Source organism: Bacteroides sp. OM05-10AA (genome assembly GCF_003439055.1).
In the GTDB taxonomy this organism is placed as follows: domain Bacteria; phylum Bacteroidota; class Bacteroidia; order Bacteroidales; family Bacteroidaceae; genus Bacteroides; species Bacteroides intestinigallinarum.
Window position 1 is genome coordinate 143,141 of the sequence record NZ_QSUR01000011.1, and the last position, 14,816, is coordinate 157,956.

General features: G+C 39.8%; 16 protein-coding genes, 1 pseudogene and 1 riboswitch. Of the genes and pseudogenes, 7 read left to right on the top strand and 10 right to left on the bottom strand.

Going from position 1 to position 14,816, the window contains the following annotated elements:
* Positions 1 to 10: 10 nt before the first annotated feature.
* The gene (locus DXB58_RS11020; RefSeq protein ID WP_122136738.1) at positions 11 to 631 is read right to left on the bottom strand and encodes a hypothetical protein; all 621 of its coding nucleotides are present in this window, start codon (positions 629 to 631) and stop codon (positions 11 to 13) included.
* A gap of 196 nt (positions 632 to 827) precedes the next feature.
* Between DXB58_RS11020 and DXB58_RS11025 the strand changes: the two genes are divergently transcribed.
* The 4 genes from DXB58_RS11025 to DXB58_RS11040 all read left to right on the top strand — a co-directional run bounded on the left by DXB58_RS11025 (position 828) and on the right by DXB58_RS11040 (position 4,576).
* Entirely contained in the window at positions 828 to 1,244 is a 417-nt protein-coding gene (locus DXB58_RS11025) for a DUF3788 domain-containing protein (protein ID WP_122136739.1), read from the top strand.
* The gene (locus DXB58_RS11030; RefSeq protein WP_122136740.1) at positions 1,241 to 2,371 is read left to right on the top strand and encodes a GyrI-like domain-containing protein; all 1,131 of its coding nucleotides are present in this window, start codon (positions 1,241 to 1,243) and stop codon (positions 2,369 to 2,371) included. Before DXB58_RS11025 ends, DXB58_RS11030 begins: the two co-directional genes overlap by 4 nt.
* Positions 2,372 to 2,402: 31 nt before the next feature.
* Positions 2,403 to 2,873: a GyrI-like domain-containing protein gene (locus DXB58_RS11035; protein ID WP_122136741.1), complete on the top strand. Its 471-nt coding sequence runs from the start codon at positions 2,403 to 2,405 to the stop codon at positions 2,871 to 2,873.
* 290 nt (positions 2,874 to 3,163) lie between these two features.
* Positions 3,164 to 4,576: a PLP-dependent aminotransferase family protein gene (locus tag DXB58_RS11040; RefSeq protein WP_122136742.1), complete on the top strand. Its 1,413-nt coding sequence runs from the start codon at positions 3,164 to 3,166 to the stop codon at positions 4,574 to 4,576.
* On the opposite strand, the gene DXB58_RS11045 is transcribed toward DXB58_RS11040, so the two are convergent.
* The gene (locus DXB58_RS11045; protein ID WP_122136743.1) at positions 4,568 to 5,764 is read right to left on the bottom strand and encodes a PLP-dependent aminotransferase family protein; all 1,197 of its coding nucleotides are present in this window, start codon (positions 5,762 to 5,764) and stop codon (positions 4,568 to 4,570) included. The genes DXB58_RS11040 and DXB58_RS11045 overlap by 9 nt on opposite strands.
* 249 nt (positions 5,765 to 6,013) lie before the next feature.
* Between DXB58_RS11045 and DXB58_RS11055 the strand changes: the two genes are divergently transcribed.
* Positions 6,014 to 6,232: a hypothetical protein gene (locus tag DXB58_RS11055; RefSeq protein WP_008999031.1), complete on the top strand. Its 219-nt coding sequence runs from the start codon at positions 6,014 to 6,016 to the stop codon at positions 6,230 to 6,232.
* Between the two features lie 20 nt (positions 6,233 to 6,252).
* Here DXB58_RS11055 and DXB58_RS28435 read toward each other — a convergent pair.
* From DXB58_RS28435 to DXB58_RS11090, 7 genes and pseudogenes are all read right to left on the bottom strand, one after another.
* A pseudogene (locus DXB58_RS28435) lies at positions 6,253 to 6,713 on the bottom strand (DUF3795 domain-containing protein).
* Between the two features lie 2 nt (positions 6,714 to 6,715).
* On the bottom strand, positions 6,716 to 7,672 hold the full coding sequence (locus tag DXB58_RS11065; protein ID WP_122136744.1) for a GNAT family N-acetyltransferase: 957 nt from the start codon (positions 7,670 to 7,672) through the stop codon (positions 6,716 to 6,718).
* Between the two features lie 138 nt (positions 7,673 to 7,810).
* On the bottom strand, positions 7,811 to 9,184 hold the full coding sequence (locus DXB58_RS11070; RefSeq protein WP_122136745.1) for an MATE family efflux transporter: 1,374 nt from the start codon (positions 9,182 to 9,184) through the stop codon (positions 7,811 to 7,813).
* A 93-nt stretch (positions 9,185 to 9,277) separates the two neighbouring features.
* Entirely contained in the window at positions 9,278 to 10,012 is a 735-nt protein-coding gene (locus DXB58_RS11075; protein WP_122136746.1) for an alpha/beta hydrolase, read from the bottom strand.
* A gap of 80 nt (positions 10,013 to 10,092) precedes the next feature.
* Positions 10,093 to 10,623, bottom strand: a complete 531-nt coding sequence (locus tag DXB58_RS11080) for a GNAT family N-acetyltransferase (protein WP_122136747.1) — start codon at positions 10,621 to 10,623, stop codon at positions 10,093 to 10,095.
* A 13-nt stretch (positions 10,624 to 10,636) separates the two neighbouring features.
* Positions 10,637 to 11,263 (bottom strand): CatB-related O-acetyltransferase, encoded by a 627-nt coding sequence (locus DXB58_RS11085; RefSeq protein WP_004306418.1) that lies wholly within the window; start codon positions 11,261 to 11,263, stop codon positions 10,637 to 10,639.
* Between the two features lie 71 nt (positions 11,264 to 11,334).
* Positions 11,335 to 11,805 (bottom strand): Lrp/AsnC family transcriptional regulator, encoded by a 471-nt coding sequence (locus tag DXB58_RS11090; protein ID WP_004299136.1) that lies wholly within the window; start codon positions 11,803 to 11,805, stop codon positions 11,335 to 11,337.
* Between the two features lie 178 nt (positions 11,806 to 11,983).
* On the opposite strand from DXB58_RS11090, the gene DXB58_RS11095 reads away from it, so the two are divergent.
* Positions 11,984 to 13,270, top strand: a complete 1,287-nt coding sequence (locus DXB58_RS11095; protein ID WP_004299135.1) for an O-acetylhomoserine aminocarboxypropyltransferase/cysteine synthase family protein — start codon at positions 11,984 to 11,986, stop codon at positions 13,268 to 13,270.
* Between the two features lie 68 nt (positions 13,271 to 13,338).
* Positions 13,339 to 13,578, top strand: a complete 240-nt coding sequence (locus DXB58_RS11100; protein WP_004306417.1) for a hypothetical protein — start codon at positions 13,339 to 13,341, stop codon at positions 13,576 to 13,578.
* A 102-nt stretch (positions 13,579 to 13,680) separates the two neighbouring features.
* Here DXB58_RS11100 and DXB58_RS11105 read toward each other — a convergent pair whose 3' ends face one another.
* Positions 13,681 to 14,589 (bottom strand): mechanosensitive ion channel family protein, encoded by a 909-nt coding sequence (locus DXB58_RS11105; RefSeq protein ID WP_122136748.1) that lies wholly within the window; start codon positions 14,587 to 14,589, stop codon positions 13,681 to 13,683.
* 129 nt (positions 14,590 to 14,718) lie between these two features.
* Positions 14,719 to 14,815: riboswitch (TPP riboswitch) on the top strand.
* Position 14,816: the final 1 nt, after the last annotated feature.

Genomic DNA, 14,816 nt, shown 5'->3' on the forward strand with positions numbered 1-14,816 from the left:
GCTTTTTAAATTAGCTCCCGGCCTTCTGGCTATAAATTAATTTATCTCTTTGACTGATTGTCCACAAGCCATCTATCAATCGTACATTTTTCGTATCATCGTCCTCCACGTTCCATGCATAACCTCCTGAAGGCAGTCCACGTCTTTCCAATATTTCATTGGGCTGATTATTGGAAAAGAAAAGTTCCAGCTGTGTAGAATCGGGACTAAAAACAATGAAAGCAGAAGTGTCGCTGCCATCCACTGCTTCTGTACGAATCCCTTTCTCGAACAAGCGGATACAGTCTTTTTGCACTTCACACCATACGTATCCGGCAGAACCGATACAGCCATGTTCATCCCGGTCACCTCCCACAAGCGGAGATTGCGGATACTGAACTAATTTGGTAGCCGGCATCCCCGGTGTATATTTTCCTGTATAAAACACTTCTAGCGTATCATTCAGAAGTAAACCGTTGACTTCTTCTTTATTCGCATCCATCGTACTGAATGAAAGAGTATCATTCTTATCGGTGACAATCGTTACCGTATTCATGGTTGCATCACTTACAATTCCTTTAGAACTGCTCACTTTCGACGAGCAACCTGCCATGAGGCACAGAGTGCCTACCGCTAATAGCATTGTTTTCATTTTCTTTAAATTTTGCTTTGTTTTAAATTAATGCAAAGATAAAAGTTATACACCAATATCCCGCTTCTACAAAAGAAATTAATTTCGGGACAGTTTGTTCAGTTGCACTGCCTAAAATGCCTATATTGGACAACGATCTATTAGAAATTCAGTCTACCTTTGTGATGTAGATAATCAAAAGTAAATACGGAATGCCATGAAAGATACTTTTCAAATCCCAACTCCCGAAACTCTGGAAGCCTTGACAGGTAAGGAACTTTATGATCTATGGACTTCACTTCGCCAACTTATCGAACAGAAGTACAATATGGAACAAATGTGGAATCATGGAGGAAAAAAATGGACCTACGAATACAAATATCGCAGAGGCGGAAAAACTCTATGTGCCCTATACGCCAAAGAGCAAACGATTGGGTTCATGGTTATTTTAGGTAAAGATGAACGCACTAAATTCGAATCCATGCGAGAAATGTTCTCCAATGCGGCTCAAAAGATATATGATGAGACGACCACTTTCCATGATGGGAAGTGGCTTATGTTCGAATTAAAAGATAGTTCTTTATTTAATGATATAGAGCGGCTCCTATCTATCAAACGAAAACCCAACCGATGATTGAATCAGAAATAAATAAGAGGTATTGTCAAAGTTGCGGGATGCCTCTCCGCTTTGATGTAGAGAAATATCTGGGTACTAACTCCGACGGTTCGCGAAGTGATGAATATTGCTATTACTGTCTGAAAGACGGAAAATATATCGTCGACATTCCGATGTCGGAAATGATTAATATCTGGATAAAATACACTGACAAGTACAATGAATATGCAGATACTGCTTATTCGCCGGAGGAACTTAGGCACATCCTCAACGAACGGTTACCCCATCTGAAACGGTGGAAACAGAAGCTGGAAACCTGTAATATCCATCACCAGAAGATTCAGGATATAATCGTTTATATCAATAATCACTTATTCGATACTTTGGATACAGACATGCTTAGCACGATAAGCGGACTTTCCAAATATCACTTCAGAAGAGTGTTTCAAACTGTTGCCGGAGAAAATATCGGAAGCTACATACAGCGTTTACGTCTCGAACATATAGCACATTTGTTAGTATCCACCGAGTTTACATTAAATCAGATTTCGGAACAGACAAACTATCAGACCAAATTTAGTCTAGCCAAAGCCTTCAAAAAACATTTTGGCGTATCGAGCTCTCAATATAGAGAGAAATACAAGTCGATGTATGATGAGCAACATGCGGTTATCACTCCTGAAATCCGGTCGATTCTGCCAATGAAAGTATTTTGTATCGAAGTTGGTGAAAAATACAAAGATGAGCTCCGATACAAATTAATATGGAACAGACTGACCAATTACGCCAAGCAACATAATGAAGAAAAGTTGAATTATAAGTTTGTCAGCCTTAGTATGGATGACCCGTCCATAACTCCCATGAATAAATGCCGCTTCTATCTCGGGGTGACAATTGATGACACTGAAAATGATTCGCAACCGGGAGTGATGGAAGTTCCCGGTGGACGTTATGCTGTATTCAGACATATTGGAGACTACTCTTTGTTGCATAAGTTATACCGGACTATTTATGAAGAGTGGTTTCCGGAAAGTAAATATCGCCCTCAAAGTACCTTTAGCTTTGAGATGTATATGAACCGTCCCTACTCTACTCTTAGAACAGAATTAATGACCGACATTTATATTCCGGTCACAAAGAAATAAGAAATTATCAACACTCTAAAAACAATGTATTATGGGAAAGATTTCAGAAATCATGCTATTGAAACAACCGGAACAATCCGCTTTGGCTGTTGAAGTACACACGGATATGAATGGAATGCCGGAGGCTATCGGGAAGAACTTCGTAAAAATAGACTCTTTATTTAAGGCACAAGGCGAAGTCACTACTGATATTCCTTACGTTGAGTATCCCGACTTTGAGAGTCTGACTGAACACAATATAAAAATGATTATTGGTCTAAAATCATCCAGAGAGTTACAGGGTGAAGGGGCTATACGATCTATTACGATACCGGAAAGAAAAATAGTTTCCTGTCTGCATAAAGGAACTTACAGTGAACTGGCTGTCTTGTACAATGAAATGATGGAATGGATAAAAAGCAACGGTTACAAACCTTCGGGAACATCCATAGAATATTATTACAGCAATCCCAACGTACCCGAAGAAGAACAGGTGACGAGAATAGAAATGCCACTATTATGAATATTTACTTCATCTAGTTATTTCTTTCCTTACTATCAATAACTATCGAATATACATTCCAGTTTTCGTTCAACTTAAGTCAAACTAACGTTTGACTTAAGTTATTCTTTCGTTTGACTTAAGTCAAACGAAAACTCATTAGGCAACGAAAAAGATATTGTATTCAAGGAGAACAACTAAAAATAGCATAGCGAAAAATTAGTTCTTATACCCTGAAGTACCCCACAAAATAGATCAAACACAACAGATGCAGACATCATTTTTGTATCTTTGCCGGATACAGAATAAACATGAAAAGAGAAATCCTATATCAAAAGATAGCCGGCACTATCGCTTGGCAAATAAAAACAGGTATATGGAAAGCAGGCGAGAAATTACCTTCTTTACGTACTATCAGCAATGAATATGGCGTGAGTTTAAACACGGCAATCCAGGTATATTATGAACTGGAAAAGGAAGGATTTATCATCTCCCGCCCCAAATCAGGGTACATTGTCAATTATAAACCATTAAATTTGTCTGCTCCGGCAACAACACAACCTGCAACTCAATCTTTAGGAAAGGAAGAGGCCGACTTAATCATGGAAGTATATCATTCCATCGAAGATTCGTCCATTACCCGTTTCTCACTGGGAATACCGGAAGACGTTCTATTGCCTATTGCAAAGCTCAATAAGGAATTAATCAAGGCAATGTATTCACTTCCGGGAAACGGTACCAGGTATGAAGACCCGCAGGGAAATATTCGGTTAAGAAACTATATTGCCCGTTTTGCATATAGCTGGAATGGAAATCTGACTGAAGATGATATTGTCACTACCACGGGAGTGACCAATTCTATCTCTTTAGCATTATCTGTTATTGCCCGAAAAGGAGATACGATAGCTGTTGAAAGTCCTGTTTATTTCGGCATATTGCAGTTGGCCAACAGCATGGGACTCCGGGTGTTGGAACTGCCCACCAACCCTGTAACAGGTATTGAGCCCGATGCTTTAAGAAAAGTATTACCGCAGATTAATCTATGCCTGCTTATCAGTAATTTCAGTAATCCACTGGGAAGTTGTATGCCCGATGAGCATAAAAAAGAGGTAGTGCAGATGTTGACTGAATACAATATTCCTCTGATTGAAGATGATTTATACGGTGATGTATTCTTCGGACATTCACGCCCTAAGCCATGCAAAGCTTTCGATGAAAAGGGACTTGTGTTATGGTGTGGCTCTGTGTCAAAGACATTAGCTCCCGGTTACCGGGTAGGCTGGATTGCCCCCGGTAAATTTAAGGATGCTGTTATTCGCCAAAAACATATTCATTTAATATCCACTCCTACCCTCAATCAGGAGGCCATTGCCAACTTTATGGAAAACGGCAGGTATGAGAATCATTTGCGCAGGTTGCGCCATGAATTACATTCCAACAGTCTTCATCTGGCACAATCTATTACCGACTATTTCCCCGAAGACACTAAAATCATAACTCCGCAGGGAGGTTTCATGCTTTGGGTGGAACTAAACAAAAAGATTGATACCACAGAATTATATTACAAAGCCATGCAACACAAGATCAGCATTGCTCCCGGACGCATGTTTACACTGCACGACCAGTACAGAAACTGTATGCGTTTGAGTTTCGGCCAGCAATGGAGTCCTTTTATCGAAGAACGCTTGCAGGTTTTAGGAAACATTATCAAAGAATCATTCTGATTGGCGGATATACTCCTTTACCACCTCTCCGAGAGTCTTCAGCCCTTTCTCTATTTTTTCTTCAGGCATATTAGAGTAGTTTATTCTAAGCGTATTTTCCTTGTTGCCATTCGGATAAAAAGAACCTCCCGGAACAAAAGCAATCTTTTTCTCCAGACTTCTGACTAAAACTTCGCGTGCTGAAATCCCCACAGGAAGTTCTATCCAGGTAAATAGTCCGCCTTCGGGCCGAGTGAACTTTATTGTATCCGGAAAATAACGTTCTATACTTTCAATCGCAACATTCCTGCGCTTTCTATATACTTCGACTATTTTTGCAATATGTTTATCAATATCATACCGCTTCAGATATTCGGCAATGGTCATCTGGGCAATAGTGTTACATTGTAAATCCGTACCTTGCTTGACTAATACATATTTGCGGATAATATCTTTATCCCCCGCAATCCAGCCAATCCGAAAGCCGGGACAGAATATTTTCGAAAAACTACCTGTACACAAGATATTTCCAGCCTCATCAAAAGACTTTATAGAGGGCAAAGGTTCTCCCTCAAACCTTAACTCGCCATACGGATTATCCTCAATAACTGCAACACTGTATTTGGCAGATAATTCAGCCAATTTCCTGCGTCTTTCCAGACTCCACGTTTTTCCTGTAGGATTCTGAAAGGTCGGTATGGCATATATCAGTTTTATATGCGGAGTGTTGCTCAAAACATCTTCCAAAACGTCCATCATCATCCCTTCCTCATCCGTGGGAATTTCAATGAAGCTACACCCATACGCTTTGAATGCGCTAATCGCAGCCAAATAGGTCGGGCTTTCACAAAGCACGACATCTCCTTCGTCCAAAAAGACTTTTCCAGACAAGTCTAATCCTTGTTGCGAACCATGAGTTATCAAAATATTGTCTTTATCGAAAGCAGTACCCAAACGCCCGTTCATCCGGTTGGCAATCCATTCCCGCAAAGGAGCATAACCTTCCGTTGTGGTATATTGAAGTGCTTTTGCACCTGCTTCTTTCAATACAATCTGATTGATCTCATTGATTTCATCTATTGGGAAAAGTTCCGGAGCAGGCAGACCACCGGCAAACGAAATCACATCTTCCTGTTCAGTCACTTTTAATATCTCTCTTATTTCCGAAGCCTTTATATAAGACATTCTTTTAGCAAAATTCAACTTCATAACCTTTAAGTATATTAGGAGATTAAAACAACACTGCAAAGTAAAGCAAAAAAGAAAGACGAGAACAGATACACTTTTTTATATATTGACAGGTACAGATGAGGGAGTTTTCAAAGGATAGCTATATGAAGTTAATCTCCCATATTACTTATTTCGTCATGAGGAATCAGGGCATTCGTCGAATAATCCTATACAGAACCCTGTTTAAACTTACCTTTGCACAGAAAACAAAAGTAATCGATAGTAACTATGGAAGAGCAAATACTAATTTTTCGCACCTCGGTAAAGAATGTACGGGATATCAAACATATCGCAGCGCTTTTCACCCTATGTCCCCAAATCTACAAATGGAATGTAGATATGGAGGACTGGGAAAAAGTATTGAGAATAGAATGTCAGGGAATCACCCCGACTGAAATATCAAAGGCATTACGCGCCATCAACATTTATGCGCAGGAACTGGAATGAAGCAGAGAGAAAGCCATAAACTAATAACGAGGTAAATCCTTTACTTCTTCATAATATTTTTCTATTCCAATCTCTTGCATCCGTCTGTTGATGGCTACAAATCTCTTATATAAATGTTCATCAAAGCCAGTATTCTCACAAGGGAAATGGCTACACTGGAAGCAATAATCCACTTGCTTCTCTTCACTGCATATACGAACATTCAGGTTTTGAACAACTTGCATTTTTCTTTTCTGCACCCCTGACAAGTCGCCATAGATAAATGATTCAAAAACTCTTTAAAATCGGGATATTTTGCAAATACAGGCTCATCAAGCATCTCTACAAAACGTTGTGCATAGACATCAAAATTGCCTAATACCTTCTTGAGTTCACCGCTGTGATAAGAAATATCTCCATTGGCAAAAGCAAAGCACTTTCCGCAATGCAGTCCACAAGGGGCAATCCGCCCCTTAATAAATTCACCATCCACCTTTTTCATTTTCACTCTTCAATCATTAATTCCATCTGTATGTCTCCTCTTTCATAAGTCGTGTGATATTCGGGAAGTTCCTTGAAGCCCAACTTATGATAAATATGGATAGCCGATTTCAAACGGGTATTGCTCTCTATAAAGATTCTTTTACCACCAAGCTCCTTCGCCTTATTTACAACAGCTTCACAAAGTAGTACTCCGATACCTTTTCCTTGAACCTTGGGGCTAACAGCCAACTTGGCTAACTCATAATCATACAACGGATGATCCATCTTGCACAAAGCACATACACCGACAGGTTCATCTTTATAAAGAGCCACTAAGATAGCTCCTCCCTTATCCAGAATATATTCCTGTGGATGGTCTAAAGCCTTGTAATCGGCCTCTTCCATCCGAAAGAAAGCAGTTATCCACTCTTCGTTAAGGGTCCGGAAGGCAGATTGATAGCAAGGTTCATAAGGAACTATTTTGATGTCCTTACTCTCTCGTTCCTTTTTCGCTTCCTTCACCCGCTCCAACAGAGATTTATCCAACAAAAGATTCTCCCATTCTTCGATAGCTTTCCAAAGATCATTCCGGGTTTGCTGCGTGATTTGCTCAATAGCTGCCGTAACATCTATGCACTGTTCCGAAAAAGAGTCGGACATTCTTTTTCCTTTGGCAGATAACATGACCATGTTTCTTCTCCCGTCGGATTTGTCCTTTGTCTCTTTCACTAATCCTTTAGCTACCATTTCTTTAATAATATTACTCACGGAAGGATGAGAATGACCAATCTCTTTGGCTATGGACGTAATGGTTTTTGCCTCCCCACGTGATAATACAAAAAATACTGGAAACCATTTCGGTTTGAGGTCTATTCCAAACATTTTATAGATGGCGGCCGCATCTACTGTTATTTTATCGGTCAACATGCGTAATCTGCTACCGATGGCTAATTTGCCTGTCTGATTAAAAAAGTCCATGTTTTTATTAGTTGCGTTACTAAATACGTAATTGATTACGCAAATATATTAGCTTTTTATAATATGAACAAACATTTTTCGCAAAAATATGTAAGCAGTTACACAATCAGTTTCATTTATGGTTTAATAACAGGAAAATCAGTTCACCTGCAGAGTGCTCCCCTGGATTTTTCCCAAAATTTTAGGGAACTGCCAGAAGAACAACAAAGTACAACAAATTGCCGCTGTCGCATCGGATATTGCTTCAGCCGCATATACACCGGCTACTCCCATAAAGTGTGGCAATATCAATGCCAATGGGATCAGCAGAATTGCTTTGCGCAGCAAGGCTATGAAAATAGAAATTTTTGCTTGTCCCAAGGCTACAAACATATTTTGGCAGGCTCGTTGCAATCCGAAAATAGTCATACCACCCAAGAAAACAGGCATTGTCCAGCGGACTGTTTCTATCAGTCTTTCATCACTCGTAAAGGCGGAAGCTACTGTTGAGGGGAAAAGAATCATAAATAGCATCAGCAGTAAGTTGAATGAGAACATGGTTATCAATGCGACACGGAAACAGTCTTTGACACGTTGTTTATCGCCGTGCCCATAATTATAACTCACAATAGGAACAAACCCTTGCGCAAATCCGGTTAATGGGACACTTGCGAATTGCATCGCACTTTGCAAGATGGTCAATGCGCTGACATAAATATCTCCAAAATCTTTCAGGCTGCTGTTCAGAACAAAGCCAACCAGGCTTTCGGTACTTGCCATAATAAACGGTGATACGCCCAAAGCAAATATAGAAAGTATTATTTTCCGGTTCAACGCCATATAACGTTTTTCCAAAGGGAGAGAGGCGTGTCGGGAGAAAAGGAAAGTTAAAACCCACACTGCACTACATGCCTGTGAAAGCACTGTAGCCAGAGCTGCACCTTTTACTCCCATATCGAGCCAAAAAATGAAAATCGGGTCGAGGACGATATTCAACAGCGCTCCTATTAATACCGAGTACATAGCGATAGCAGGACGCCCTTGTGCATTGATAAAAGAATTTAATCCTGTGGATATTTCTACGAAGATAGTTCCTAATAAATAGATAGAAAGATAGTCGACTGCATACTCCAATGTATTTTCTGAAGCTCCTGTAAAAAGTAGAATCGGCTCCATAAAGGTATATGCGATGAGAGAAGTAAACAAGGTGAATAGTATCAGCAGGATAAAACCATTACCCAGAATTTTTCCGGCACGTGAACGATCCCCCTGTCCGAGTGCGATAGCCGCTAACGGCGCACCACCACCTCCTACTATCGCTGAAAAAGAAGAAATCAGTATAACAAGAGAAGTCGTTACTCCTACACCCGCCAATGCATCCGTACCAATCCCAGGGATATGACCAATATAAATACGGTCGACCATGCTATAAAGCAAATTAACAAATTGCGCTGCCACAGCCGGAAGTGCCATCTTAAAAACAAGCGGTAACATGCGCTCTGTCCCCAGTCGTTCTTCATATTTATTTATCATCCCAAACTTCTTTTTCTAAAATCAGTTGCAAAGTTATAAGAAAAACAGGCTTCCGATTTAAAACCATTGGATAAAATAAATATAATACATCAGTTATCTCCGTGTAAGAAATCCATAGATATACTGATTGATAAGGTTGTGTTGTTCTTCCGTTCCATTCTCTCCCATATTGCTATGTGTTACTCCATCTAATTTTACAACCTTCATCCGGAATTGTTCCTGCTCCTTTTCAGTAGGTAACACTCCAGAGTCTGCATCATAATCGCATCCTCTTAACGTATAGAGTCGAGGTTTCTGTGTTCTGGGCATTATCATTCTGCGATGATCCATAGATATAGCTTTACTTATCAACTGCGGATATCGGGTAGCAAATAACATGGTCATATCTCCACCATTGGAATGTCCTATCAATATAAGGTCATTCCAATTTAATTGTGGCTTCAATTTCTTAAATTCCTGAATAGTAAAAAGAATATTTGCCACTCCCCTTTCCCAATTTGGCATGCGTGTTTCCATGAAATTACCTTCCATGGCCAAAAGAGGATCATCTGCCAATTCATGTTGTATGCTTATCACGTAAAAGCCTTTCTGGGAAAGGAATCGTGTTAGATAGGCATAAGTCTGATTGGACTTATTATTTTTATTTCCATCGTAGCCGTGGCTAAATATAATGACTTTTGTTTTCGAATTCACTTTGTGCGGCTGATAGACGGCTAGCGGTATCACTCTGTTTCTTGAAGCATCAAAAAGACAAGTCAAAAACTCTATTTGTGAGAAACAAGAGAGTGCTGATAATAAAAGAACAAATACAATAATTAGTTTCTTCATGTCTATGATGTGATATTTATTATTCTATAAATCTAAGAGCAACTGAATTATAACAATGAATGCATAATGTAAGGAAGGGATTATAAAATGATTTTCTCATAAAGTTTGAACCACTCTAAACCGTAATGACCCAATCCTAAATCTACGGTATCAATGTATTCGAACCCACACTTTTCGTACAATGAAATAGCCGGAAGATTTTTCTCGTAAACATCTAACCGCACAGACTTTATCCCCGAACTTTGAGCCAATTCCAATGAATAATCCATTAATGCATGCCCTACTCCTATTTTCAAAAAAGAAGGATGTACAACAAAAGTATGTATCACAAAGATATTACTATAGTCCAGTTCTATTTTCCATTTGACATTCTCATAAGCCTTTTCCGGTTGATGATTTAAAATGACTGAACCGACAATTCTTCCATCATATCTTGCTACGTAAAGCGTTTCATCATTTACACCGGCAACCGCATCTTCCCGAACAGGATAAACATCTTTTATCCACCCGGGATAATTAGTCGTAACAGCCAGATAATCATTCAGTTCATCATACAGCTTTTCCAGTTCATCTATATCAGCAGAAGTTCCGGGCTCTATTATAAATTTCATATATACACACTGTTTATCTTTTTATCAGTTCTTCAATCTTTCCACCTGTAATATAAGGTATACATTCGGATATCTTCTCAATACTCCAATCCCACCATTGCAATTTCTGCAATTGGACAATCGTATTCTCATCAAAACGCTTCCGGATTTCTTTGGCTGGTGTCCCACCTACTATCGTATAGGGAGGAACATCTTTAGTAACCACTGCCCGCGACGCAATGACCGCTCCATCTCCGATATGAACTCCCGCCATGATAACAGCTTCATATCCAATCCAGACATCATTACCTATTACTATATCCCCTTTATTATCCCAGGCAGAGGTTACATCTCCTTTATCTAAATTCCATTCCTCAAAAAAGATAGGAAACGTATAATTGGATAAAGAGCCCAATGTGTGGTTTGCGCTGTTGAAAAGAAATTTGGCTCCACAAGCAATGGAACAGAATTTGCCAATTATCAATCGGTCTTTATTAATCGGATAATGATATAATACATTGTTCTTCTCAAAAAGAACAGGATCATTTACAAAGTCATTATATATTGTATAATCACCTACCATAATGGCAGGATTCTTAATCACTGTATTCAGATAAACAGTCTGGAAATCATTGGTGCGAGGATATGTTTTTGAATTCATTGTGTCAGCAGAAGAGGATTTATATTACATAGCAAATATACAAGATAAATTTCAGACTATCACACAACGAACTAAATATGTATCCCATATTGATGCTTCACTTCGGCCATCACAAACGTGCTTTCCAGTGATCCCAAGCTATCAATCGTCCCCAACACATTCAGAATAAACTCCTGATAGTATTTCATATTGGGAGCATGAATCTTCAACAGGTAATCATAACTTCCTGATATGTTATAACATTCGGTTACTTCAGGAATATCCTGTATGATCCGTGTAAACTCGGCTGCTATATCCCTGTTCAGACGTCTAAGCTTCACACTGCAGAATACGACAAATCCCTGATTCAGCTTTTCCGCATCCAACACGGCAATATACTTCTTTATATATCCTCCACTCTCCAACCGTTTAAGACGTTCAAAAACAGGAGTTGAAGAAAGGCTCACCCGTGCAGCCAGCTCTTTAGTTGTCAATCGGGCGTTTTCTTGCAAAGTACGGAGTATTTGCAAATCGACTCTATCCAGTTTATCAAAAGTATCCATAAGAAAAATATTCTTCTAAAAGGTGATTTTTAGGAATAACGCAGATACATTATTCCATATAACGGCACAAAAATAGCATTATTTTCTATATTTAAGCCATATATTGTTCGATATATCTACATCCCATAACTTTGCAAGAAAATAAAGAAAAAATATAAAACTTAAAAAACATACGATTATGGCAACAAAGAATTTACATTTCGAGACTTTACAAGTTCATGTAGGACAAGAACAAGCAGATCCGGCAACAGATGCCCGTGCAGTACCTATTTATCAGACTACCTCTTATGTATTTCACAATTCCGCTCACGCAGCCGCACGTTTCGGCCTGCAGGACCCGGGAAACATCTACGGCCGCCTGACCAACTCCACTCAAGGAGTTTTTGAACAACGCGTAGCCGCTCTTGAAGGAGGAGTAGCAGGGCTGGCAGTTGCTTCGGGTGCCGCTGCTATCACTTATGCTTTCGAGAACATCACTCGCGCAGGCGACCATATTGTAGCAGCCAAAACTATTTATGGAGGAAGTTATAACTTACTGGCTCATACCTTACCCAGCTATGGCATCACAACAACATTCGTTGATCCAAGTGATTTATCGAACTTTGAAAAAGCCATTCAGGAAAATACGAAAGCCGTATTTATCGAGACGCTGGGAAATCCGAACTCAAATATCATTGATATAGAGGCAGTAGCTGAAATAGCTCACCGCCACAAAATTCCTTTGATTATTGATAACACGTTCGGTACTCCGTATTTAATCCGCCCCATCGAACACGGAGCAGATATCGTAGTACATTCTGCAACAAAATTCATTGGCGGACACGGTTCTTCATTAGGAGGAGTTATTGTAGATTCGGGAAAATTCGACTGGGTAGCTTCCGGCAAATTTCCACAACTAACCGAACCTGATCCATGCTATCATGGCGTACGCTTCGTTGATGCAGCCGGTCCGGCTGCCTATGCCATCCGTATCCGGGCTATTCTGCTGCGCGACACAGGTGCCACCATCAGTCCATTCAACGCTTTTATCCTGTTGCAAGGTTTGGAAACTCTTTCCTTGCGCGTAGAACGCCATGTAGAAAATGCATTGAAGGTAGTGAATTTCTTAAACAATCACCCGAAAGTGAAGAAAGTGAACCATCCATCATTATCCAATCATCCTGACCATGCACTGTATCAACGTTACTTCCCGAATGGTGCCGGTTCCATTTTTACTTTCGAGGTAAAAGGCGGACAAGAAGAAGCACACCGCTTCATCGACAGTCTGGAGATTTTCTCCCTGCTTGCCAATGTTGCCGATGTGAAATCATTGGTGATCCACCCGGCAAGCACTACCCATTCACAGCTCAATGCACAGGAACTCGCCGAACAGGAGATTTATCCGGGCACCGTACGTTTATCAATTGGAACGGAACATATTGATGACCTGATTGCGGATTTGGATCAGGCGCTTGCCAAAATCTAACATTCAATCATTGAACTTTCCATGACTGCAAGATGTTATACCTATATAACATTAAAAACATTGCAGTCATGGAAAAATATTTAATACACAGCAACGAACTGCATCTGATAGACGCAGAGAAAATCCATCAAGCCGTAGAAAAGATGGTGGAATCACTCGATTTAGCCGCAGGATCAACCACTAACTTCGATCTCTATCAGGTTGTGGAAAACTACTTTAAAGATCTCGAGAAAAGGAGAAAAATTAATCATGTACTGGGAATCAAAGAAGATAGATATGAACTAGCCGAAGATTTCGGTATAAAATAAAAAAGAGATTTATTCAATCACACCAGACAAGTTTTCCCAAAAATAAGGGAGTTGCACGTTAAGTACAACTCCCTTATTTTTTGAATTATCAGAATATAACAATCAATTTCCCTGATGCACAGTAAGCTGTGGGAAAGGAAAGTTGATACCTTTTTCATTGAAGGTTTCGTAAATTGCTTTATTGGTATCGAAATAAACACCCCAATAATCTCCGCTATTTACCCATACACGTACCACCACATTCACACTGCTGGCATCCAGCGCATGAAGAGCTATAAACGGAGCAGGTTCATTCAAGATACGTTTATCGGCAGCCAGAATATCACGAACAATTTGCTGAACCTTATTGAAATCTTCTCCATAATCTATACCAATAATCCATTCTACACGGCGGGTTTCCTGATGACTGTAGTTGGTCACTACTCCACTGCTCAATGAACCATTTGGAATATAAATCAATTTGTTGTCCGAAGTAGTAAGGATGGTATGAAATATCTGGATCTCTTTTACTGTACCGGCTGAACCTTGCTGTGTTTCTATCCAGTCACCAACCTTATAAGGTTTGAACAAAAGAATAACCAATCCCCCGGCAAAGTTCTGCAAATTGCCGGACAAAGCCATACCGACAGCCACACCGGCAGAAGCCAATAAAGCCGCAAACGAAGTTGTTTCAACTCCCAAGGCGCCGACAACAGAAATAATTAAAAGGATTGTCAACAGAATATTTACCAGACTTCTAACGAAAGTTTTGATACTAACATCCACCTTTCGTTTATCCAACAGACGTCTTATAAACTTGTTGAGCAACGAGATAAGGAAACGTCCGACAATAAAGACGATGACCGCAATCAGTATACGTTCTCCGGCACGAATACCGAAGTCTATCAGTTGTTGAGTAATCAGCGAAAGTTTATCCAATCCGTCAGCATTGGCAATCGCTTCTTCCATTAATTTATCTGCGGCCACTTGCACAGAATCCGCAGCTTGTGTTGCTTGCAATAATAGTAGCATAATTAAAATATATATTAAGTGAATAAATTGCTGTTTTGCTATTTCAACAATCTACAAAGTTATATTGTTTTTAGCGAATCTAAAAGTTTTTTTTGCTTTCCTCCTGCAAAAGCTGTATTTTTGTAACCGATTCACTGGTAGGGGTGCCTTAACATGACGGGCTGAGAACATACCCATAGAATCTGATCCGGGTAATGCCGGCGTAGAGAACTAATTAGTAAGCAAAA